Origin of the sequence: Microcoleus sp. K5-D4, assembly GCF_036704575.1 — a bacterium.
GTDB lineage: Bacteria > Cyanobacteriota > Cyanobacteriia > Cyanobacteriales > Microcoleaceae > Microcoleus.
Window position 1 is genome coordinate 37,351 of record NZ_JAUBSD010000036.1, and the last position, 24,697, is coordinate 62,047.

Sequence of the window (24,697 nt, forward strand, 5' to 3'; positions counted from 1 at the left end):
ATTGGGGCTTAATGTTACGTAGTTTTTAAAGAGAATAGCGTCCTAAGTTTAAATTAGTTAAAAACAGGTATTTTCACCTCGTCGCAACTGCTGACTGCGCTATATCTATAATATCGTCAAAGAGGAAATCCTGCACCAAAGTAGTTAAATATTCTGCTGCCAAAGCAAACTGGCTCGGCATTTCCTCAATCAACTTTACAATTTTATCGTCGCAACATTCATGAGCAGCATGAGCTATCTTTTCTACCCACTCAATAGGCATTTGACCGAGTTGTGACTCGATAGATTGATTGCTAGTCACTCCGCTAATTTGGCTTTCATTTTCTAGTGGTGCATCCACAGATTCCTCGTAAATGTAACGTACCCCTAAAAGTTCTTCCATTTTCGCAAATAATATCTTTGCCTCGAAGGGTTTACGCATGAAATCATCGCAGCCAGCTCCTAAAATAGTTTGTCGTTCCTCTTCAAAAGCGCTAGCCGTAAGAGCAACTATTACAGTTTGTTTTCCGAGAGGATGAGCTTTAATTTTTCTGGTGGCTTCATAGCCATCCATGACAGGCATCTGCATATCCATCCAGATCAGGTGCGGTTGCCAATTCTCCCATACAGCAATAGCTTCTTCACCATCTCTAGCTGCTCGCACGATGAGGCCTAGTGGTGACAATAATCTCTCTATGACTAGGCAGTTATCGGCGCGATCGTCAACAACCAAAATCCGGTATTCTGGTTGATTCGGGGCTAAACTAATTACTTTTTTCTGCGGTTTAAGGATTTTAATCTCGCTGGGAGTGGCAAGACTGATTTGAATATCAAATGCAAACTTACTTCCCAACTCCGGTGTACTGCTGACAGTAATATCTCCTCCCATCATTTGTACAAATTTGCGGCTAATTGGTAAACCTAATCCAGTCCCCTGTTGAGACTTTTGACCTGTTTTTGTTTGCTCAAAGGGTTCAAATAACTTATTCATCTCTTCTGCGGCAATGCCAAGGCCAGTATCTTCAATTTCAAACTGAAGGCGTAACAATTCCGGGTGAAGGTGATTCGCGTCTACACAATCACAGTCCGCCAAGCTTTCGGACTGATTAAAACCAGTGCACCATCCGGGTTTTTTTTGTATAGCTGCGGTTTCAACCCCTAAGTTTTCGGAATGTTCAGAACCCGCGTCATCAAGCTTTGTGTGTGTGTCCGAAAACTCTGCCGTTTTAGTCCCCAAACTTTCTTTTACCTGATTTTTTACTCGCAAAGTAACGCTACCCCTCTCTGTAAACTTGATCGCATTTCCTACAAGATTGATCAAAATTTGCCGCAATTTACCTTCATCTGCCGTAACAAAGTGTGGTACGCCGTCACCAACTTCCAAATTTAGCTGCAATTTCTTAGATTTAGCTTTTAATCGAAACATTTCTTCTAAGGTTTTTAGCAAGCGCATTAAATTAAAACTGCTTTCATTAAGCTGACTTCGGCCGGCTTCAATTTTGGACATTTCTAAAATGTCATTAATTAGCGCAAGCAAGTGTTCACCGGCGCGATTAATAATTTCTAGGTGCTGTTGGTGTTGATTGTTGAGAGATGAATCGCGCACCATCACCTGACTGAATCCGAGAATGGCATTGAGAGGAGTCCGCAATTCATGGCTCATAGAAGAAAGGAATTCGCTCTTGGCGCGGTTAGCTGTATCAGCAGCTACGACAGCTTTTTGTAATGCTGTTTCTGCTAATTTACGTTCGGCAAGTTCTGTTTTGGCTTGTTCAAAAAGGGTGGATTGCTTGATGGCAATTGCTAGCTGCACGGAAATTTGCTGGAGAGATTCTATCTCAGAAGAGGTCCAATGCCTGTAACTGCGGCAGTGATGAGCAATTAGTAGCCCCCATAGTTTTTCACCTTGCAAAATGGGAACCACGAGGTTAGCTTTAATTTCCAACTCGCTCAGTAAATTAACGTGGCACTCTGAAAGACCTGCCCTATAAATATTGTCGATCGCGCGCAGGTGTCCCTGCTCGTAAACAGAGACGTAGTGTTCTCGAAAACAAGGGTCATTAATGTCAATTCCCAAAATCGGCATCGTACCGACAGATACCGACTCGACGGCTATAAATCCACTCCAATCTGGGTTAAAGCGGTAAATAACTGTTCTATCAGTTGACAAAAACTGGCGAATTTCTTCAACAGCCATTGTCATTACTTCTTCTAGGTTAAGAGAGGAGCGAATCCGCTCTTGAATAGCATTCACGAGCCGCTCCCTTTTTACTTGTTGCTGCAAGGCTATTTCCGCCTGTTTGCGAGCAGTAACATCTACTCCATAACCAACGCACTCCACAGGTAGACCCGCAGCATCTTTGACTAACTTAATCTCATCGTAAATCCAGCGATAACTACCGTCTTTGTGCCGTTCGCGGTATTCGTAGGAAATCGATTCTTTTTCCAATATCTGAGCGTATGAAGTAGCAACAATCTCTCGATCTTCGGGATGAACCAGGCTATGCCAATCAAGGGAACCATCAACCAATTCTCGCGCTTCGTAACCAATCATTGAAACAACATTATCGCTGACAAATGTTACCTCATAATTTCCCCCTAATTTGCAGCTAAAAATCACCGCCGGAGTAGTCGCCAGCAAATATTGCAAGCGTTCGGTGACAGAACGCAAGTTTAACTCGGCTTGCTTGCGATCGCGAGCTTCCATTGCTAAAGCTGCGATCTGCGCCACATAGCTAGCGAAGCTTTGTTCGTCGAGCGTCCAATTCCTGGTCGTTCCCTGATGTTCTAAACAAATTACACCCGCAATTTGCCCTTTATGGGTAATAGGAACATCTAGCATGGCCGAGATGTTTAAAGGCTTCAAATAAGATTCGCTAAATTCTCGGGTGCGCGGATCGGTTTTGGCATCAACTGCTGCGATCGCCTGTTCTGTCTTCAAAGCTTGGAAATAGCTAGGATAGTCAGCAACTTTCAGTTCTGCGCCGGCGCTGTGTTGATTGGGAGTCAGTTCGTAAATATCCGCACAGCACAGTGCGGATTTATCTTCCTGATAAAACCAAATACTTGCCCGATCGACATTGAGGGTACGAGTTGCCATTTGCGTAATTTCTCTCAACGCCTCGCCGATATTTCCCTCGTAAATACTAGAGTTTTTGGCTAATTCTAGCAAACCATTTTGTTGTTCAGTTAACCTAGTTTCTCGTTCCCGCAAAGCGGATTCAGCAGCTATCCTTTCTCTTATTTCTGCTTCTAAATAACCATTAATTTCTGTCAACTGTGCGGTGCGCTCTTGGACTTTAATTTCTAAATCATCATAAGCGTGGCGTAACGCTAATTCTGCATCTTCACGCACAGCAATCTCAGTCTGCAACTTGCGATTTATGGCCTCTAATTCTTGGGGGGTTTTTAAGGACAAAAACTGTGGCAATAGTGTTACCATCGAGGCGGCGGTGTAGCAGGAAACCAGTGCAGTAATTCCTTTTTCAATCCCCGACAGCCAATAAGCGGAATGCCAAAGCGTCCAAATGTCTATCAAGTGACCCGTCCCGCAGAGAATAATAAATGCACCAAATAAAGCAAATATTCCTAAAAAAGGAACATCGCGCCGCTTGAAGATAAAATAAATTAGCATCGCCGGAATTGAATAGTAGGCGATCGCGATTAAAAAGTCCCCAGTTACGTGCAGCCACACTAAAGGCGTTTGCCAAAGATAGCAATGGCCGTGAGGCATATACTGAGTAGGGGAAAAGATATTTTTGAGTGCTTCCCACATAATACTTGTTATTGGCAGATAATATGGATTTGATGATGCCTAAGTTAGACAAAAAATAAAAGAAACCGAAAAATTTAGCTGGATTCAGCATTATTTATTAACGCCTCAACCCAGCTTGTTCATAACAGCTTGCTTTTGTACTTGATGGCGATCGCCAAATTGCGATCGCAACGGAATTTCAATGATAAACTCAGTACCTCTCCCAACCTCGGAAGTGCAGCGCAAATAACCTTCATGAGCTTGAATAATCTGATAAGAAATTGCCAAACCCAGCCCGGTACCAGCACCGATAGGTTTCGTCGTATAAAATGGATCGTAAATTTTAGCGATCGCATCATAATCTATGCCCGTGCCATTATCAGCAATGTGAATCTGCACCCACTTGCCATCAACTAAAAGGGTGCGGATGCGAATTTTTAGCAGTGGGCAATAGGTGTTTTGTAAGTGGTCAGAGAAATTATTTTCCCAATAGCCGTTGGTCGCATATCCCTGCTGTGCCATCTGTTCTAAAGCATCAATAGCATTAGAACAAATATTCATAAATACTTGGTTAAGCTGCCCAGCGTAGCATTCCAATTCTGGCAAATCTCCATACTCTTTAATCACTTGAATAGGCGGACGGTTTGGTTGTTCTTTCAAGCGGTGCTGCAAAATCATTAAAGTGCTATCAAGACCTTCATGGATATTTACCTTTTTCATATCGGCTTCGTCTAAACGGGAGAAAGTCCGTAAAGATTTAACAATTTCCCTAATTCGCTCGGCTCCAATTTTGATCGAACCCAAAAGTTTTTGCAGGTCTTTTAAAATAAAATCGAGTTCGATAGTGCGAATCTTGTCTGCAATTTCCGGCGCCGGAGTGGGGTAATAAACTTGATAAGCCTTAATCAATGCCACAATATCTTTAATGTATTCCTCAGCCGGAATCAGATTGCCATAAATAAAGTTGACAGGGTTATTTATTTCGTGGGCAACTCCAGCTACCATTTGCCCTAAAGACGACATTTTTTCAGTTTGCACGAGTTGAGTTTGAGCGCCTTTAAGTTGTTGCAGAGCGGTTTCTAACTGTTGAGTTTGTTCTAGCAGTTTAGCTTCCGAGTGCCGCAATGAATTTTCCGCCAAATAGCGATCGCGATTTTCCTGTAGCAAAAGTTCATTAGTCGATTCTAAAGCGATCGTCCTCTCCATCACCCGTTTTTCCAATTCTAGCATTAATTCCGAGAGTGCTTCTTGAGCTTGTTTGCGCTCGCCAATCTCAGTTTGTAAAGCTACATTTGCCGCCGCCAATTGATTCGGACTGGGGATAGCCAAGATTTTTGGGATTAGTTCCACCAGCACTGCTGCTGTACTTAGCGAAATCAGCGCCGTAATCGCTTTAAGAAAACCAGAGAACCAATAATTAGGATGCCACAGCGTCCATATTTCCATAATATGGGTAATCCCGCAGCAGATAATAAAAGAGCCAAACAGCATGAAAACCCAGTCAAAAGGCAAGTCTTTCCGCTTCTTAACAATATAAATCAGCGTGATGGGTATCAAAAAATAAGCGACGGCTATCAAACCATCGGACAAAATGTGCAGCCCGACTAATCCAGGCTTCCACAAGTAGCAATGACCGTGAGGAATAAAATAATTAGGAAAAATTTCATGAACCATTTGCATTAAATCAACTAGGTTATTTGCTAAAGTTTTTAACACAGGATTACAGGCAAATCCAAAAACCTGCTAGCACAACAAGAAGAATTATGCTTTTGGACTTAACGCTTGTGATGAGTAAATGCAGCGATCTAAAACTACTGTTAATTAAATTAACATCAATCGACTCAGCTTTCGCAAAGTCAACTGTCACATTTTTAATTCGGCCTTCTATACCAACTGTGACACCGGCATGACATTTTGGCCAAGGATCAAGAAAAACTGAGCACAGATTCGTTTCCAGTAGGAGCGCCAGCGCCCATTGAAATTAGGTTATAGCACTCAGCGATCCGTCAGACAACCGGGAAATTACCAGATTTAACGGGTATCACGGATTTCACTTAACGAAGAGAACCATTCTCCAAAGCCTGTAGAGGTAGGTTCACTCTTGTACTCTTGAAGAGTGCAGACAGGTTAAATACACCCGCCCCCACCCCGCGAGGGAATTCTTTATTGATAGTGTACTCTTTGGGGGAGAATTAACCGATGTGACCAATTACCCCCTGAAAAATGTCGCGACAGGATCGTGTCGCAATCCAATAGGCGATCGCTCTGAGTTTTACAGTCAATCATAAGTGATAATATCAACGATACACTTATATGGTTATTGCCAGTTATGACGATAGATGAGGTACTACAGCTAACTCGTGTCCGATTACAAAAAGATTTATATCCAGTACAAGAAATCATACTCCGCCAAGTTTGGGAAGGAAAGACTTATACAAGTATCGCATCTGGCTCTCATTACGGAGAGCATTACCTGAGAAACATCGCCTCATCCTTGTGGCAATCTCTCTCTCAAATCTTGCAGACATCTATTAGCAAATCAAATTTTCGCTCTTGTGTAGAATCACGTTCCCTGACCACAGAGGAACGAGAATTAATTGAAGCATTCACCCGCAGCAAATGCCTAGCAACACCTTTAGAATTTCCCGGCTCTCCCGTGCCCCTGGATTCGCCATTTTATATCCCTCACCCGCTAATTGAAGAACTCGCCTATCGAGAGATTACTAAACCCGGAAGTGTGCTGCGGATTAAAGCTCCTAGGAAGATGGGAAAAAGTTCCCTTCTGCTACGCATTTTAGAGCGCGCGACTTCTCTTGACTATCGAACTGTAAGTTTAGATTTTCAGCAAGCCGAGGAAGCTGTTTTAGACAACCTCGATAAATTTTTACGCTGGTTTTGTGCCAACATCAGCCGTCACCTAGAATTACCACCTCTATTAGATGATTATTGGGATGAAGACATGGGTAGCAAAGTAAGCTGTACCATCTATTTGCAACAATATGTATTAGCAGAAATAAGTACCCCTCTTGTGTTAGCTTTAAAGGAAGTAAATATGATTTTTGAATATCCAAAAATTGCCCGAGAATTTTTGCCGCTCCTGCGAAGCTGGCATGAAGAAGCAAAGCGGATTGAAACTTTGGGAAAACTGCGGTTAATCGTTCTTCACTCCACAGAAATTTATGTTCCTTTAAAGCTCACTGAATCGCCTTTTAATGTCGGTTTACCGCTGCAATTGCCCTATTTTACAGAAGAGCAGATACTTGCTTTAGCCCAGCGTCACGGACTGGATTGGACAGATAGCCCCGATGCCGATCGACTGATGGCAATGGTGGGGGGACATCCTTATCTGGTGCGGCTAGCTCTTTACCACCTCTGTCAAAACAGTGTAACCCTAGATCAGCTACTACAAGAAGCTCCCACAATAGCGGGAATTTATAAAGATTACTTGCGGAGTTTTTGGGCAACATTGCAAGAGTATCCCGAACTTGGGGTTACACTTAAACAAGTGGTAAAATCGGAACACGGAGTGGAATTAGATCCGATAGTGGCTTCTAAATTATTTAGTATGGGGCTGATTCATATCGATAACAACCGCTGTACGCTAAGCTGCGAGTTGTACCGCCTCTATTTTGGTTCGCACAACTTTATTTAGATACGATTTACGCAGTCGAGCCCCCAAACCCTCTTAAAAAGCACGGCTGTAACATTGCTCTCAAAACTACAATCTGTCAGGGGTTGAAACCCCTGCCTCATGGCGAAAGTCGTCTGAAGACGACTCACATAGTCAGGACTTACACATTGTAACGGCAGTATAAGGTTTGAGATTGCTTCGCTTCGCTCACAATGACAGAATTCCATTAGATGTGCGTAAGTCCTGATAGTAATATATAGTCGTCTTTAGACGACTTTCGCTATTAGCCCCGAACTTAAGTTCCGGGCGGGTTTCGGGAGAATGAAACAGCTAAAGAGATTCCCTACATACTCAGGTTTAAACCCACCCATAAACCGCATGACCCAGGTAACATACCAAATTGGTGGCAGTCTCGCCAGTGATGCGCCTACATACGTAGTGCGACAAGCCGATTCCGAACTTTATGAAGCCTTAAAAGCTGGCGAGTTTTGTTACGTTCTTAACTCCCGGCAAATGGGCAAATCTTCCCTTCTCGTTCGCACCTTCCATCGACTGCAAGCCGAAGGATTTCAATGCAGCACGATCGACATGACCCGCATCGGTAGCGAAAATATCACTCCCTTACAATGGTATAAAGGAATCGTTGGGGATTTATGGCGTAGTTTCAATCTTGTAGGAAAAGTTAATTTAAAAAGCTGGTGGCAAGAACAAGAAGAAGTTTCTCTCCTCCAAAGATTGAGTCAATTTATTGAAGAGATTTTATTAGCGAGATTTCCTAACGAACGAATTTTTATATTTGTCGATGAAATTGATAGTATTTTAAGTTTAGATTTTCCGGTAGATGATTTTTTCGCCTTGATTCGTTATTGTTACAACCAACGAGCCATCAATCCCGCCTACAATCGGATTACATTCGCGATTTTCGGCGTAGCTACACCCAGCGATTTAATCGCCGATAAAAATCGGACACCTTTTAATATCGGAGTGGCGATCGATTTGTCAGGATTTAGCTTAGAAGAAGCGCAACCATTAGCGAAAGGGTTAGAAAAGGTCATAGTCAATCCGCAAGCAGTTCTCAAAGAAATCTTAGCTTGGACTGGAGGGCAGCCATTTTTAACTCAAAAAATATGTGAATTAGTGTTAAGAATAGCGGGCGCATCCCACAGCGGAAATTTAAAAACCCTACCGGGAACCGAGGAATTTTTTGTGGAATCGGTGGTGAGAGAAAACATCATCAATAAATGGGAATCGCAAGATGAACCTGAGCATTTAAAGACAATCCGTGATCGCATCTTGCGAAACGAGCAACGCATGGGTAGATGGCTGGGGATTTACCAGAAAATTTGGCAAGGCGTGCCAGTGCCCACTGATGACAGTCGAGAACAAATAGAATTGCTACTCAGTGGCTTAGTAGAAAAAAAACAAGGTTTTCTGAAAGTAAAAAATCGAATTTATCAAAAAGTTTTTGACAGCGAATGGATCGAAACCAAATTAGGATTACTACGTCCTTACTCGCAAAACTTAGATGCGTGGTGGGCGGCTAAACAACAAGATAAATCGCGCCTCTTGCGGGGACAAGCATTGAAAGACGCTCAAAATTGGGCGCGAGGAAAAAGTTTAAGTGACCTAGATTATCAGTTTTTATCCCAAAGTGAAGAATTAGACCGAATCGAAGTGCAACAAGCACTAGAAGCAGCACGACTAACCGAAGTTGAAGCGCGACTGTTCGAGCAGAAAAAAAATGCCAAACGACAAAAACACTTTATAGTAACACTGAGTCTAGCATTAATCTTAGCTTTAGGATTGGGATCGATCGCCTTTTCACAATATCATCAAGCCACTCAAAGCCAACGCAACGAAAAAATTGGTAAAATTCAAAGCATAACGCGGTATTCCGAAGCTTTATTTGCCTTAGATAAACGGTTAGATGCTTTAATAGAAGCCCTCAAAGCCAGAAAAGAACTACAACTATTAAAAGGCACAGATCGCCCGACAAATGGCATGGTTGAATCGGCGCTACGCCGAGCAATTTATGGAGCAATTGAATATAACCGTTTTTCAGGCAATAGTGGTTGGATGAATGCCTTAGCTCTTAGTCCTAATGATGAGATTGTCGCTGTGGGGACAAGCGACGGGGATGTGCAAATTTGGCATCAAGATGGCAGATTAATTCGCACTTTCAAAGCACATATAGCACCCGTTCTAGGAATTGCGATCAGTCCCGATCGTCAGCTTATTGTTTCTGGGAGTGGAGACTTAACAATTAAACTCTGGCAGCTTAACAGTAGCACAGATAAAGCCGCACTACCTTTACACACTCTCACAGGACATAAAGCTCCAATTTACAGCGTCAAGTTTAGCCCAGATGGAGAATTGATTGTCTCAGCTTCCCAAGATAGTACGGTGAAACTGTGGCGGCGCAATGGCACATTATTCAAAACATTGACAGGGCATCTTGGCGTAGTCAGGAAAGCTGTTTTTAGCCCAGATGGAAAGTTAATTGCCTCCGCTTCTGAAGATAGCACTGTGAAAATTTGGCGACGTGATGGCACCTTGCTGAAAACGCTTTCAGAACCTCAATCTCCAGTCTTATCCATTGCCTTTAGTCCTGATGGTAATGCGATCGCTGCGGGCACTGGAGACGGTACTATTAAACTCTGGAACCGTGACGGCACTTTGTTAAGAACAATTGCCGCCCATGAGGCAGGAATTCAGGCATTAGCTTTTAGTCCCGATGGAGAGACTATCGCCTCTGGTTCTGATAACCAAATACTCAAACTCTGGAACATTGACGGCACCTTGCTCACCGCCCTAAAAGCACATGACAGCGCAATTAGCGATCTTTCATTTAGTCGCAATGGCGAATATCTGGCCTCGACATCTTTTGATGGCACCGCTAAACTCTGGAAATTAAGCAACTCATTGCTGACAATTCTACGGAGACATACTGCTGGCGTTTGGGGAGTAGCTTTAAGCAAAAATCAAGGATTAGTTGTTTCATCAAGTGGAAACGAGGTTTTCCTTTGGCACAGAAACGGTAAGTTGCTGAGGCGATTTGAGGGGCGTAACTCTGCGTTTAGTGGTGTTGCTATCAGTCCTGATAACAACATTATTGCTGTAGCTAGTGCAGACAAATCAGTTAAACTTTGGAGTGCTGATGGCACCTTATTGAAGACTCTCCCTGGAGGAGTTGATATGAGGAGAGTTGTTTTTAGTCCTGACGGCAAAATCATAGCTTCTTCCAGTGGGGATAGGACTGTCAAACTTTGGCGGTTAGACGGAACCGAATTGACTACCCTCAGAGGACATAAAGCTGGGGTTTGGGGGGTAGCTTTTAGTCCTGACGGGGAGGTTATTGCTTCAACCAGTGGAGATAAGACAGTAAAGCTTTGGCGGCGGCTTGATGGGATGTTAATTAAGACCATTCAAGGTCACAATAGTTTAGTTTTTGGTGTAGCTTTTAGCCCTGATGGTGAGGTGATTGTTTCGGCGAGTGATGACAAAACGGCTAAACTTTGGAGTCGTGATGGTAAGTTGCTACACACTCTCAAGGGACATATTTCAGGAATTTGGAGTGTGGCTTTTAGTCCTGACAATAAAACGATCGCTACAGGGGGTAGTGACGGTATGATTAAACTTTGGCAACGTGACGGCAATGAGATTACGACTTTAATTGGACATAACGGACGGGTGGGGTCTTTAGTTTTTAGTTCTGATGGCAAAACTCTTGCTTCTGCTTCTGAGGATAAAACAGTAATTCTCTGGAATTTAGAGCAGAGTGTAGAGTTAGATCGGGTACTAGCCTCTGGATGCGATCGCGTGCGAGAGTATCTACGCACAAATGCTGATTTTAAAGAGGAGGACAGACATTTGTGCGATGCCGTGGGCGATCGCTAAATTATCCGAAACAATTAAATATCAATTATGAAAGATTACTCTTACCACATTGGTGGCAGTCTCACAACTGATGCGCCTACATACGTCGAACGACAAGCAGATATCGAACTTTATGAAGCCTTAAAACGAGGCGAGTTTTGCTACGTCCTCAACTCCCGGCAAATGGGCAAATCTTCCCTTCTCGTTCGCACCCTGCACCGACTGCAAGCCGAAGGATTTCTATGCAGCACGATCGATATGACTCGCATCGGTAGCGAAAACATTACTCCTTTACAGTGGTACAAAGGAATCGTTGGGGATTTATGGCGTGGTTTCCATCTTTTAGGGCAATTTAACTTAAAAACCTGGTGGAAAGAACAAGAAGAAGTTTCTCTCCTGCAAAGATTGAGTCAATTTATTGAAGATGTATTATTAGCGAAATTCCCTAACGATCAAATTTTTATATTTGTGGATGAGATTGATAGTATTTTAAGCTTAGATTTTCCCGTCGATGACTTTTTTGCCTTGATTCGTTATTGTTACAACCAACGAGCCATTAATCCCGCCTACAATCGGATTACATTCGCGATTTTCGGAGTGGCTACACCCAGCGATTTAATCGCCGATAAAAATCGGACACCTTTTAATATCGGACAAGCAGTAGATTTGCCCGGTTTTTCCTGGGAAGAAGCCTCTCCTTTAAGTCAAGGGCTAGAGAGTGTAGTTAGTAATGCCGAGGCAATTATCAAATCAATATTAGCTTGGACTTCGGGGCAACCATTCCTGAGCCAAAAGCTGTGTCAATTGATAGTAATAGCGGCGCGAGAATCTCACAGTGACGTGCTGACAATTCCACCGGGAACAGAAGGATTTTTTGTGGAATCGGTTGTGCGATCGCACATCATCCAGAATTGGGAATCTCAAGACGAACCAGAGCATTTAAAGACGATCCGCGATCGCATCCTGAGAAATGAGCAACGTGCTGGAAGACTACTAGGCATCTATCAAAAAATCTTACAAGGAGTGGAAGTACCCACCGATGATTCGCGAGAACAGGTAGAACTATTGCTGTCTGGTTTGGTAGTAAAATACCAGGGGTGTTTACAGGTAAGAAACCCCATTTATCAAGAAGTATTTAACACAAAATGGGTAGAAAAAAATCTCGCTTCCTTGCGTCCATACTCTCAAGCCTTTGATGCTTGGATAACTTCCAAGCAGACCGATAAATCCCGACTGTTGCGCGGACAGGCCTTGAAAAATGCTCAAGCTTGGGTCCAGGGTAAAAGTTTGAGTGACTTAGATTATCAGTTTTTAGGCGCTTCTGAAGAATTAGACCGAAGAGAAATGCAGGTAGGATTGGAAGCAGAACGGGCTAAAGAAATTGAAGCCAGACTAACAGAAGAACAAAAAAGGTTAGCTGTAGAGAAAAAAAGTTCTAGGCGGCAAAGATTTTTGCTTTTTGTAGTAACTATAGCATTAATGATCGCCTGTGCATTGGGGGTAGCGGTGTATTTTCAGTATCGGCAAACTGCTGTCAGCGAAATCAAAGCGATCGCCAAATCTTCCGAAGCATTATTCGCCTCAAATCAAAAATTAGACGCATTCATAGAGGCAATCCGAGGAAAGCGACAACTGCAAAAGTTAGGTGCTGTAGACCCAGAGATCGAACGTTCAGTTAAAGAAGCTCTCCATCAAGCTGTTTATGGAGCAGTAGACTATAACCACTTATCTGGGCATAACAATGTGGTTAATGATGTAACATTCAGTCCTGATGGGGAACTCATAGCCTCAGCTTCTGCCGATAAAACGATCGATCTTTGGGAAAAAGACGGTACAAAAGTAGGAATGCTTCAAGGGCACAACAATGCAGTTTGGGGAGTCGTATTTAACCCCACAGGGGATCTAATTGCTTCTGGTTCTGGGGATAAAACAGTCAAACTTTGGCGTAAAAACAGTACAAAATCAACCAAGGTCAAGCCGAATTATACCTTATGGCAAACCTTAAAAGGACATACCAATAATATTTCACAAGTCGCGATCACTCCTGACGGTCAAACTATTGCTTCCGCTTCTAAAGATAAAACAATTAAACTCTGGAGTACAGACGGTAAACTGCTGAGAACTCTCACCGGACATACAGATGAAGTTAACAGCGTTGCCTTTAGCCCGGACAGTCAAACTATTGCATCTGCTTCTAAAGATCAAACCATCAAACTCTGGAATGCAGACGGTAAACTGATCCGAACCCTCACCGGACATACGGATAGAGTTATGAATGTTGCCTATGCGCCCAGCGCAGGCTACGCCAACAGCCCTTCAGAATATCTCATTGCCTCGGCGAGTGCGGATAAAACAGTCAAACTTTGGCACATTGATGGAACTTTAGTCAAAACCTTAACTGGACACAGCGATGCCGTGACCAAAATCGCTTTTAACCCTCAAGCTGGTTTGCTTGCCTCGGCAAGTCTAGACAGAACAGTCAAACTTTGGAAACTTGACGGCACTCTGGTAAAAACCCTACCAGTCGCTAAGGATGTCGTCTCTGGATTGGCTTGGAGTCCTGACGGGCAAATCTTCGCTTCATCCAGTTGGGATGGCCCGATCGCACTCTGGAAGCTTGATGACAGTTTGCTTAAGACTCTTAACGGACATCAAGCATCGATTTACACCATAAAATTTAGTCCTGATGGTAAGACAATTGCCACCGCCAGCCGTGACAATACCGTTAAACTTTGGCGGCTTGATGGTAGTTTAATTCGCACTTTCGCCAAACAAGCTGATAAAGTTTTCGGAGTAGATTTCAGCCCAAACGGAGACACCATTGCTACAGGTGGTTATGACGGCACTGTTCGATTGTGGCGACTAGATGGAACCTTAATCAAGACTTTTACTGGACATCAAGGTAGAGTCTTCGCCGTTGATTTCCATCCAGATGGGCAATTACTTGCCTCGGTGGGTGAGGACAAAACAGTTAAAGTGTGGAAGATTGATGGCACTGAATTAGCAACTCTCAAAGGGCATACCGATCACATTAACGGAGTTGCCTTTAGTCCTGATGGAAAGCTCATTGCCTCAGCTAGCGTGGATGGCACTGTTAAACTTTGGCAGTGGGATAGTTTACTACTTTCTGGAAAGCCCAGCTACAAGCTTCTACACACTTTAACAAGCCATCGCCGTCAGGTAGCTGGAGTGGCATTTAGCCCTGACGGCAAGACTCTCGCTTCAGCAGGTATGGATAGCATGGTGAGACTTTGGCGGTTGGATGGTACAGAAATTAGAGCTTTAAAGGGACACAAAAATGGGGTATTCGGAGTGGCATTTAGCCCCGATGGAAAGACTCTCGCTTCAGCAAGTTTTGACGGCACTGTCAAACTTTGGAGGTACGATGGTCAAGAGATTGAAACCTTAAAAGGACACGGGGATGGAGTGTTCGGAGTCAGCTTTAGCCCTGATGGGAAGTTCATCGCCTCAGCAAGTCAGGATACTACAGCAATTGTGTGGAATTTAGAGCGAATTTTCCAGCTCGATTTTCTCAAGTATGGATGCGATTGGGTCGAAAATTACCTGCGGACAAATGCTGATGTGAAGGAGGAGGACAGACATTTGTGCGATGCAGTGGGCGATCGCTAAATTATCCGAAACAATTAAATATCAATTATGAAAGATTACTCTTACCAAATTGGTGGCAGCCTCACAACGGATGCGCCTACATACGTCGAACGACAAGCAGATATCGAACTTTATCAAGCCTTAAAAGCTGGCGAGTTTTGCTACATTCTCAATTCCCGGCAAATGGGCAAATCTTCCCTTCTCGTTCGTACCCTGCACCGACTGCAAGCCGAAGGGTTTCAGTGCAGTACGATCGACATGACTCGCATCGGTAGCGAAAACATTACTCCCTTACAGTGGTACAAAGGAATCGTTGGGGATTTGTGGCGCAGTTTCCATCTTGTAGGAAAAGTCAATTTAAAAACCTGGTGGCAAGAACAAGAAGAAGTTTCTCTCCTGCAAAGATTGAGTCAATTTATTGAAGAGATATTATTAGCTAGATTTCCTAACGAGCGAATTTTTATATTTGTGGATGAGATTGATAGTATTTTAAGCTTAGATTTTCCCGTTGATGACTTTTTCGCCTTGATTCGTTATTGTTACAACCAACGAGCCATTAATCCAGAATACAACCGAATTACCTTTGCAATTTTCGGAGTAGCTACACCCAGCGATTTAATAGCCGATAAAAATCGGACACCTTTTAATATCGGACAAGCGATCGATTTGTCAGGATTTAGCTTAGAAGAAGCGCAACCATTAACGAAAGGGTTAGAAAAGGTCATAGCCAATCCGCAGGCAGTTCTCAAAGAAATCTTAGATTGGACGGGAGGACAGCCCTTTTTAACGCAAAAGATATGTGAATTAGTAGTAAAAAGGGCAGGGAAAGCCCACAGCGGTGATTTAAAAATACCACCGGGAACAGAGGGATTTTTTGTGGAATCGGTGGTGAGAGAAAACATCATCAATAACTGGGAATCGCAAGATGAGCCTGAGCATTTAAAGACAATTCGCGATCGCCTTCTCCGCAACGAACAACTCACTGCACGTAGCTTAGGTATCTATCAAAACCTCTTACAATCTGGTGAAATTGAAGCGGATGATAGTCGAGAGCAGATCGAACTGCTGCTATCAGGCTTAGTAGTAAAGCAACAAGGTTTTTTAAAGGTCAGCAACCCGATTTATCAAGCAGTGTTTCACCTACAATGGGTAGAAAAACAGTTAGAGCAACTGCGTCCTTACTCCCAAGCTTTCAACGCTTGGATCGCTTCAAAACAAACCGATGAATCGCGATTGTTGCGCGGACAATCGTTAAAAGACGCTTCCTACTGGGCCCAGGGAAAAAGTTTGAGCGATTTGGATTATCAATTTTTAGCCGCTTCTGGTGAATTAGACAGGCTGGAAGTGCAGCAAGCACTCGAAGCAGCGAGGCTCAGAGAAGTTGAAGCCAGACTCACAGAAGAACACAAGCGGTTAGTTTTAGAGCGAGAGACAGCGAAGCGGCAGCGAAGATTTCTTGGGGCGCTCAGCGGAGCGCTAATAGTTGCGATCGCCTTTGGCATTCTCGCCCTTTGGCAATATCATTACGCCATCACCAGCGAGCAGCAAGCCCGGATCAGCGAAATTCAAGCTCTATCCTCCTCATCGGCAGGGCAATTCGCCTCCCAACAGCGATTAGATGCCCTCGTGAGCGCCATCAAAGCCAGACGCAGGATCGATAGCCTAGCTAATTCCAGCCCCCAGTTGCCATCTCAAGTTCGACAAGTCCTGCAACAAGCCATCTATGGAACGGCAGAATTCAATCGCCTGTTGGGGCATTCCAGCCCGGTTCTGGCAGTTGATGCCAGCCCAGACGGTCAACTCATCGCCACCGGAGGCGGCGACCAAACAGCCAAGATCTGGCAACGGGATGGCACCTTGCTGCACACTCTCCAACACACGATCAGCAGCGTTTACGCCCTTCGTTTTAGTCCCGACAGTCAGCGCCTGGTAACATCCAGCGTGGACGGCAACATTTATCTGTGGAGTCGGGAAGGCAAACTGCTCAAAACCTTTCAGGGACACAAGGCTGCGATCTGGGCGATCGCCGTGAGTCCAGACGGTCAGCGCATCGCCTCCGCCAGTGAAGACAGCACCATTCGCCTGTGGAGTGCCGATGGCAAACCGCTCAAAACCCTTAGCGGACATCAAGGTGCAGTTTGGGGTGTTGCCTTTAGCCCGGATGGAAACCTCCTCGCCTCTAGCAGCACAGATAATACAGTCAAGGTTTGGACTCTAGACGGCGAACTGGTGAGAACCCTGGAAGGTCACAGCGCGATCGTTTGGGACGTTGAGTTCGTTTTACTTGCCGACAATAGCGGCACCAAACGTCCCACCATTGTCTCTGCCAGCGCTGACAACACTGTCAAACTCTGGCAACCCGACGGAGGGGCAGGCACGGGGGCACTGCCCCTACTTACTCTTAGCGGTCACAGTGCGGAAGTGTTTGAAGTCGCCGTCAGCACAGCAGGTGATGTCATTGCTTCCGCCAGCGCCGACGGAACCATCAATCTCTGGAAGCCGGACGGGACGCTGTTAAAAGTCCTCAAAGGTCATCAATCTGGAATTCGAGGCGTGACCTTTATTCCCAACAGTCAAATGGTTGTCTCTGCTAGCGACGACAATACCGCCCGACTGTGGAACCCGACAAACCCCTTCTCGAAAGTCCTGTACGGACATGGCGGCACGATTTGGGATGTGGATTTCAGTCCGGACGGTCAAATGCTAGTCTCAGCCGGTTCGGATGGCAGCTTCAAACTGTGGGCGCGAGACGGCACGTTGCTGAAGTCTTTTGCCGGAAACGAGACTGCCGTTCACTCGGTTGCTTTCCTCTCTGGTACTAACTTTGCCAATCCGGCGATCGCACCTTTCCTTGCTACCGCTAGTGAAGATAAAACAATTAAATTCTGGCAGTTAGACGGGACGCTACTAAAAACCATAACAGGTCATGAAGCTGGACTTTGGGATATCTCTCCAAGTCCAGATGGTCGGCTAATGGCTTCTGCTAGCAACGATAAAACCGTGAAACTGTGGAACAAAGACGGCACTTTGCTGAAAACTTTCACAGGGCATCAAGCTAGGGTTTACGATGTGGACTTTACCCCTGACGGACAGAGGCTGGTTTCAGGCAGTAGCGACAGCACTGCTCGGTTGTGGAATCTTGACGGTAGGTTTTCCAAGACTCTAAAAGGTCATCGCAGCCCGATTTGGGAAGTTGCCATCAGTCCCGACGGTCGCACTTTGGCAACTGCCAGCAGGGATGACACGATTAAACTCTGGACGATCGATGGTACGTTGCTCAAAACCATCAAGGGAAATACTAGAGGCATGATGGCGGTTGATTTCAGTCCAGACAGTCAAATGCTGGTGGGGGGAGGCTCAACTGGCGCACTCAAACTCTGGAAAACCGACGGGACAGAAATCACGACGCTAACTGGACATGAAGGGAACGTTTGGGGGGTGGCGTTTAGCCCCGATGGCAAACAGATTGCTTCTGTTGGGGACGATCGCACTGTGATTTTATGGGATGTGGAGCGAATTCTCAAACTAGATGAACTCGCTTATGCGTGCGATCGCGTCCGGGATTACCTGCAAACTAATGCCGATGTGAAGGAGGAAGATAGACATTTGTGCGATGCCGTGGGCGATCGCTAAATTATCCGAAACCATGAACTATCAATTATGAAAGATTACTCTTACCAAATTGGTGGCAGTCTCACAACTGATGCGCCTACATACGTCGAACGACAAGCAGATCTCGAACTTTATGAAGCCTTAAAACGAGGCGAGTTTTGCTACGTCCTCAACTCCCGACAAATGGGCAAATCTTCCCTTCTCGTTCGCACCTTCCATCGATTGCAAGCAGAAGGGTTTCAATGCAGTACGCTCGACATGACTCGCATCGGTAGCGAAAACATTACTCCTTTACAATGGTACAAAGGAATCGTTGGCGATTTGTGGCGCAGCTTTAATTTATTAGGACAAGTTAATTTAAAAACTTGGTGGCAAGAACAAGAAGAAGTTTCTCTGCTGCAAAGATTGAGTCAGTTTATTGAAGATATTTTATTAACCGGATTTGCGGAGAATCGAATTATTATATTTGTCGATGAGATTGATAGTATTTTAAGTTTAGGTTTTCCGGTAGATGATTTTTTCGCCTTGATTCGTTATTGTTACAACCAAAGAGCCATCAATCCCTCATACAATCGGATTACATTCGCGATTTTCGGCGTAGCTACACCCAGCGATTTAATCTCCGATAAAAATCGGACACCTTTTAATATAGGACAAGCGATCGATTTGTCAGGATTTAGCTTAGAAGAAGCGCCACCATTAGCGAAAGGGTTAGAAAAGGTCATAGCCAATTCGCAAGCAGTTCTCAAAGAAATCTTAGATTGGACTGGAGGACAGCCATTTTTAACGCAAAAAATATGTGAATTAGTAGTAAAAATGGCGGGGTCAGCCCACAGGGGTGATTTAAAAATACCACCGGGAAGCGAGGAATTTTTTGTGGAATCGGTGGTGAGAAAAAACATCATCAATCAATGGGAATCGCAAGATGAGCCAGAGCATTTAAAGACAATCCGCGATCGCATCCTTCGCAACGAACAACGTGCTGGCCGATTGCTAGGTATTTATCAGCAAGTTTTACAAGGCGTAGGGGCGGTGCCGCCGTGCCCGCCCGTCCCAACCGATGACAGCCGAGATCAAATCGAACTATTGCTATCCGGTTTAGTGGTAAAAAAACATGGGTATTTGCAGGTAAAAAACAGAATTTATCAAGAAGTATTTAATCTCGAATGGGTAGAAAAACACTTAGGGCAACTGCGCCCTTACTCCCAACTATTTGATGCTTGGATCGCTGCCAAACAACAAGACGAATCGCGACTGTTGCGCGGACAAGCGCTGAAAGACGCTCAATCCTGGGCGCCCGGTAAAAGTTTGAGCGATTTGGACTATCAATTTTTAGCCGCTTCTGGTGAATTAGATAAGTTGGAAATGCAGCAAGCACTGGAAGCAGAACGATTAAAAGAAGTCGAAGCACGACTGGTAGAAGAACGCAAGCGCGTAGCTTATGAAAGAAAGACAGCACAGCGACAGCGCAAGTTTATTGCAGCGTTGAGTGGGTTGCTGATAGTTGCGATCGCATCCGCCATTTTCGCCCTCTGGCAATATTACCGCGCCGCCACCAGCGAAGTTCAAGCCCTCAGCATCTCCTCCACAGGGCAATTCGCCTCCCAACAGCGATTAGACGCCCTCGTCACTGCCATCAGAGCCAGACGCAGGCTGGATGGCCTCCCTAATTCCAACCCCCAGTTGCGATCGCAAGTTCGACAAGTGCTGCAACAGGCTATCTACGGAACGGCAGAAGTCAATCGCCTGACGGGGCATTCCAGCGTGGTTCTGGGCCTTGATGTCAGCCCAGACGCCCAACTCATCGCCACCGGCGGCGGCGATCGAACAGTCAAGCTGTGGCAGCGGGACGGTGCGCTGCTGCACAACCTGCAACACTCGGCTGCTGTCTTCGGGCTCAAATTCAGTCCCGACAGCCAGCGCCTGGTCACATCCAGTGTGGACGGCAACATTTATCTGTGGGATCGACACGGCAAGCTCCTCAAAACCTTTCAGGGACACAGCGCTGCGATATGGGACATTGCCGTCAGTCCGGGCGGCGATCGCATTGCCACTGGCAGCGAAGACAGCACGATTCGCCTGTGGGACTTTAATGGCAAACTGCTGGAGACACTAAGCGGACATCAAGGTGGGGTTTGGGGTCTTGCCTTCAGTTCGGATGGAAACCTGCTCGCATCTAGCAGCACCGACGGTACGGTCAAGGTATGGACGAAGGACGGCAAACTGGTGAGAACTCTGGAAGGGCACGCGGCTGCTGTTTGGGACGTTAAGTTCGCCTTCCTCGCAGACACTGACGGCACAAAACGTCTCGCTATTCTCTCTGCCAGCGCTGACAACACGGTTAAAATCTGGCAACTCGACGGAGGGGCAGGCACGGGGGCACTGCCCCTACTTACTCTCAGGGATCACAGTTCGGAAGTGTTGGAAATTGCCGTCAGCGATACAGGCGATGTCATTGCTTCTGCCAGCGCAGACGGAACCATCAACCTCTGGAAGCCGGACGGGACGCTTTTGAAAGTCCTCAAAGGGCATCAATCTGGAATTCGCGGCGTTATCTTTATTCCCAACACTCAAATCGCTGTCTCCGCCAGCGACGACAATACCGTCCGGGTGTGGAACCCGACAAACCCTTTCTCGAAAGTCCTGTACGGACATAGCGGCATCATTTGGGATGTGGACTTCAGCCAGGACGGTCAGATGTTAGCTTCAGCCGGTTCGGATGGCAGCTTCAAAGTGTGGGCAAAAGACGGTACGTTGCTGAAGTCTTGGGCGGAAGACAAGGCTCCCGTTTACTCGGTTGCTTTCGTCTCTCCTGCTAGCTTTGCCAAAGAAGATATCTCGCCTGTACTCGCTTTTGCTGGTACAGATAAAACTATTAAACTCTGGCAGTTCGACGGGACGCTGCTGAAAACCATAACAGGACATGGGGCGAGCGTTTGGGATGTCTCCGTCAGTCCAGACGGTCAGTTCCTCGCTTCTGCCAGCGACGACAAAACCGTGAAACTGTGGAAGTCAGACGGCACTTTGCTGAAAACGTTCACAGGACATCAGGCTAGGGTTTACGATGTGGACTTTACCCCCGACGGAAACACGCTGGTTTCTGTCAGTGCAGATGGCACAGTTCGGTTGTGGAGTTTGGACGGTCGCTTGAACAAGACTTTGAAAGGTCATCGCAGTGGAATTTGGGAAGTGGCTGTCAGTCCAGACGGTCGGACTTTGGCAAGTGCGAGCATGGATGACACGATTAAACTTTGGACGATCGATGGCACGTTGCTCAAAACCATCAAGGGAAATACTAGAGGCATGATGGCGGTTGATTTCAGTTCAGACGGTCAAATGCTGGTGGCGGGAGGCGCATCTGGCGCAGTCAAACTCTGGAAAATTGACGGCACGGAAATAACGACGCTAACCCGACATGAGGGGAATGTTTGGGCGGTGGCGTTTAGTCCCGATGGCAAACAGATTGCTTCTGTTGGAGACGATCGCACTGTCATTTTGTGGGATGTTGAGCAAATTCTCAAACTCGATGAACTGGCTTATGCGTGCGATCGCGTGCGAGATTATCTGCGAACAAATGCCGAGGTGAAGGAGGAAGATAGACATTTGTGCGATCGTATTAAAACGCAATAATATCAAGTTCGCTTTATTAGGATTAATAGATTAATATGTGTGGCTATAGCATCAGAAGATTAGAGAATATTTATCATGCTAGGCTACTTTTTATGGAATATGCTATAATACTAAATCCGGCTTAAATACTCCTTTTATCTCAGTCGGCGGAGGCGGACTTCGTTTGTTTAGTAGCGGTTTCAACCGCCGAAGGATACGCAGAACGATCGAGGGTAGAGACAAACCGGATTTAGTATAATAACTACAGAGTAATGAAATCGCTAGCGGTGAGAATACCGGGGGTAATATTGTTAAGCTTCGCCAACAATTGATTGGTGTCCGTCACAGTAATCAAAGTCTGATTGTTGCTGGAAGTAATACTGAGTTGATTAAAACTCAAATCAGAATTCAACCCAATTAAATCCTCTCCCCTGCGGAAATCATTAATGATGTCGCTACCCAAACTTTGATTGAGGAAAAACACATCATTTCCCGAACCTCCCGTCAATGTATCGTCCCCAACATCCCCGGAAAGGAAATCGGCACCGCTGCCACCACTGAGAATATCATCACCTTTGCCGCCGTAAAGCGTATCGTTACCGATGTCGCCGCAAAGCACATCGTTTTCATTGCCGCCCAACAGTAAGTCGTTGCCCTCACCGCCATCGAGACTGTCGTTTTCTTTGCCGCCGTAAAGCGTATCGTTACCGATGTCGCCAAAAATCAGGTCTGTACCTTCATTGCCAAAGGCAATATCGTTGCCGTTTCCGGCATTAATTGTGTCATTTCCTAAGTTGCCTAAAATGTAGTCGTCACCATCTTCACCCAGCAAGATATCGTCATCTTTACCACCGAAAAAGCTGTCGTTGCCAACGCCGCCGGCAACTGTATCATTGCCGAGATCTCCCCTCAACAAGTCGTCGCCCTCACCACCAACAACAGTGTCATTATCTTTGCCAGCGTAGATGGTATCGTTGCCAGCGTCGCCAGAGATGAAATCGCTGCCTTCATTGCCGAAGATTGAGTCGTTATCTGCTGCGCCGTCAATGTTGTCATTGCCGCCCATACCGTATAGAGTATCGTTGCCGGCTTGTCCGTTAATTGAGTCGTTGATGACACCGCCCATGATGAAATCGGTAGTGTCGCCGCCGTTGATAGTTTGTTGGACGGGGTTGGGCGTGATGGTGGCAGGATCTAGTTGCGGGGCGTTGAGGCTATCGAGTAGGCAATCATCCGAAGCTGGAGTTGGCGTGGGAGTTGGTGTCGGTTCCGGTGTGGGCGTGGGAGTCGGTTCCGGTGTGGGAGTGGGAGTCGGTTCCGGTGTGGGCGTGGGAGTCGGTTCCGGTGTGGGCGTGGGAGTTGGTTCCGGTGTGGGCGTGGGAGTTGGTTCCGGTGTGGGAGTGGGAGTCGGAGTGGGAGTTGGAGTCGGCGTGGGAGTCGGAGTCGGCGTGGGAGTTGGAGTCGGCGTGACTGTAGGGTTAAATTCATAAGCGCCAATATCAACGATCGCACTTCCGTTATTATCACCATCTTGAGGGCGACTCACACCGCGCTGATCAGCAGCCGGCGCGCCCGCACCAGTACCAGTATCAATTGCCGGACTTCCTACTAGCAGCGGCAACACAAAAGCGCCGTTAATATTTTCCAAAGGGCCAAGTAAAGGGTCTGCGATCCTCACATTTGCCGTAACATTACTATCATTAGGATCTCCGGTCGTCAGTTTAGCGGGAAATTGAAGATTGTTTCCCCCATCGATGAGCTCCCGTCCAGTGTGCTGCCTAGTTTTAAAAGAGTTACTTGCCGTATTCCTATCAAAAATCGAATTCTTGACAGTAATTGGCGATTTCACAGGATCGTTAAAAGTAGCAATACCTCCCGAAAATTCAGCGGTATTCTTAGCAAAAGTCGAATTGACGATGTTAGTCGAAAAGGAATCTCTGTTAGCGACCAGCATTCCTCCGCCCTGCTTAGCAGCGCTGTTGCCGGAAAATGTACTGTTAACAATGCTGATATTTCCATTTCCTCCTGACCACAAACCGCCCCCATTATCTTCAGCTTGGTTATTAGCAAAAGTAGAGTTTGTGACAGTAAGATCCACATTACCGTGACGAATTGCGCCTCCCGAACCTCCAACTCCTGCTAGATCCTTAACAGCTTTATTGTTAATAAAAGTGCTATTTTCCAAAACTATCTTATCTTCAAGATAGCCAAATAAAAATCCCGCCCCTCCTTCTCTGGCTCCGATATTGCCATCAAAAACGCTGTTGCGGATAGCAATAGTTCCGGCAACGGAACCGGGGGTTGCATTCGGCCCCGAAGCATTAGCGCCATCGACGTAAACTGCCCCGCCAACGCCTTTATCTGTCACGTTGCCGGTGAATTTAGAGTTTTCGATCGTCATGCTGCCCAACAGGTTATTAACAGCGCCGCCGTAGCTGCCTTTGTTGTTGGTAAATTCGCTATCTCTGATAGTCAGAACACCGCCGCTTTTAGTGGCGATCGCCCCGCCACCACGTTCGGTATTATCCGCTAGGGAACCGTCATTGCCGCTAAACTTGCTGTTAATTACAGTCGTCGTGCTGCGAAAACCCGTGTAAATGCCGCCACCAAAACCGGCAACATTATTA

General features: G+C 45.8%; 8 protein-coding genes. 5 read left to right on the top strand and 3 right to left on the bottom strand.

Annotated features, from left to right (window positions below; translation table 11 throughout):
• Nucleotides 1-73: 73 nt before the first annotated feature.
• Together QUA77_RS13605 and QUA77_RS13610 are read right to left on the bottom strand one after the other, a co-directional pair.
• On the bottom strand, nt 74-3,754 hold the full coding sequence (locus QUA77_RS13605; protein WP_333450562.1) for a GAF domain-containing protein: 3,681 nt from the start codon (nt 3,752-3,754) through the stop codon (nt 74-76).
• 105 nt (nt 3,755-3,859) lie between these two features.
• Nucleotides 3,860-5,413 (bottom strand): ATP-binding protein, encoded by a 1,554-nt coding sequence (locus QUA77_RS13610; protein WP_333450574.1) that lies wholly within the window; start codon nt 5,411-5,413, stop codon nt 3,860-3,862.
• 649 nt (nt 5,414-6,062) lie between these two features.
• Between QUA77_RS13610 and QUA77_RS13615 the strand changes: the two genes are divergently transcribed.
• From QUA77_RS13615 to QUA77_RS13635, 5 genes are all read left to right on the top strand, one after another.
• Nucleotides 6,063-7,385, top strand: coding sequence for an AAA-like domain-containing protein (locus tag QUA77_RS13615; RefSeq protein ID WP_333450564.1), 1,323 nt, complete (start codon nt 6,063-6,065; stop codon nt 7,383-7,385).
• 357 nt (nt 7,386-7,742) lie between these two features.
• A complete protein-coding gene (locus QUA77_RS13620) occupies nt 7,743-11,261 on the top strand; it encodes a WD40 domain-containing protein (RefSeq protein WP_333450566.1) in 3,519 nt (1,172 codons plus the stop codon).
• Between the two features lie 27 nt (nt 11,262-11,288).
• On the top strand, nt 11,289-14,870 hold the full coding sequence (locus tag QUA77_RS13625; protein ID WP_333450568.1) for a WD40 domain-containing protein: 3,582 nt from the start codon (nt 11,289-11,291) through the stop codon (nt 14,868-14,870).
• A 27-nt stretch (nt 14,871-14,897) separates the two neighbouring features.
• Nucleotides 14,898-18,482, top strand: coding sequence for an AAA-like domain-containing protein (locus tag QUA77_RS13630; RefSeq protein WP_333450570.1), 3,585 nt, complete (start codon nt 14,898-14,900; stop codon nt 18,480-18,482).
• A 27-nt stretch (nt 18,483-18,509) separates the two neighbouring features.
• On the top strand, nt 18,510-22,091 hold the full coding sequence (locus tag QUA77_RS13635; RefSeq protein WP_333040590.1) for an AAA-like domain-containing protein: 3,582 nt from the start codon (nt 18,510-18,512) through the stop codon (nt 22,089-22,091).
• A gap of 241 nt (nt 22,092-22,332) precedes the next feature.
• Here QUA77_RS13635 and QUA77_RS13640 read toward each other — a convergent pair.
• A partial coding sequence (locus tag QUA77_RS13640; RefSeq protein WP_333450572.1) for a choice-of-anchor Q domain-containing protein occupies nt 22,333-24,697 on the bottom strand: 2,365 nt, incomplete at its 5' end.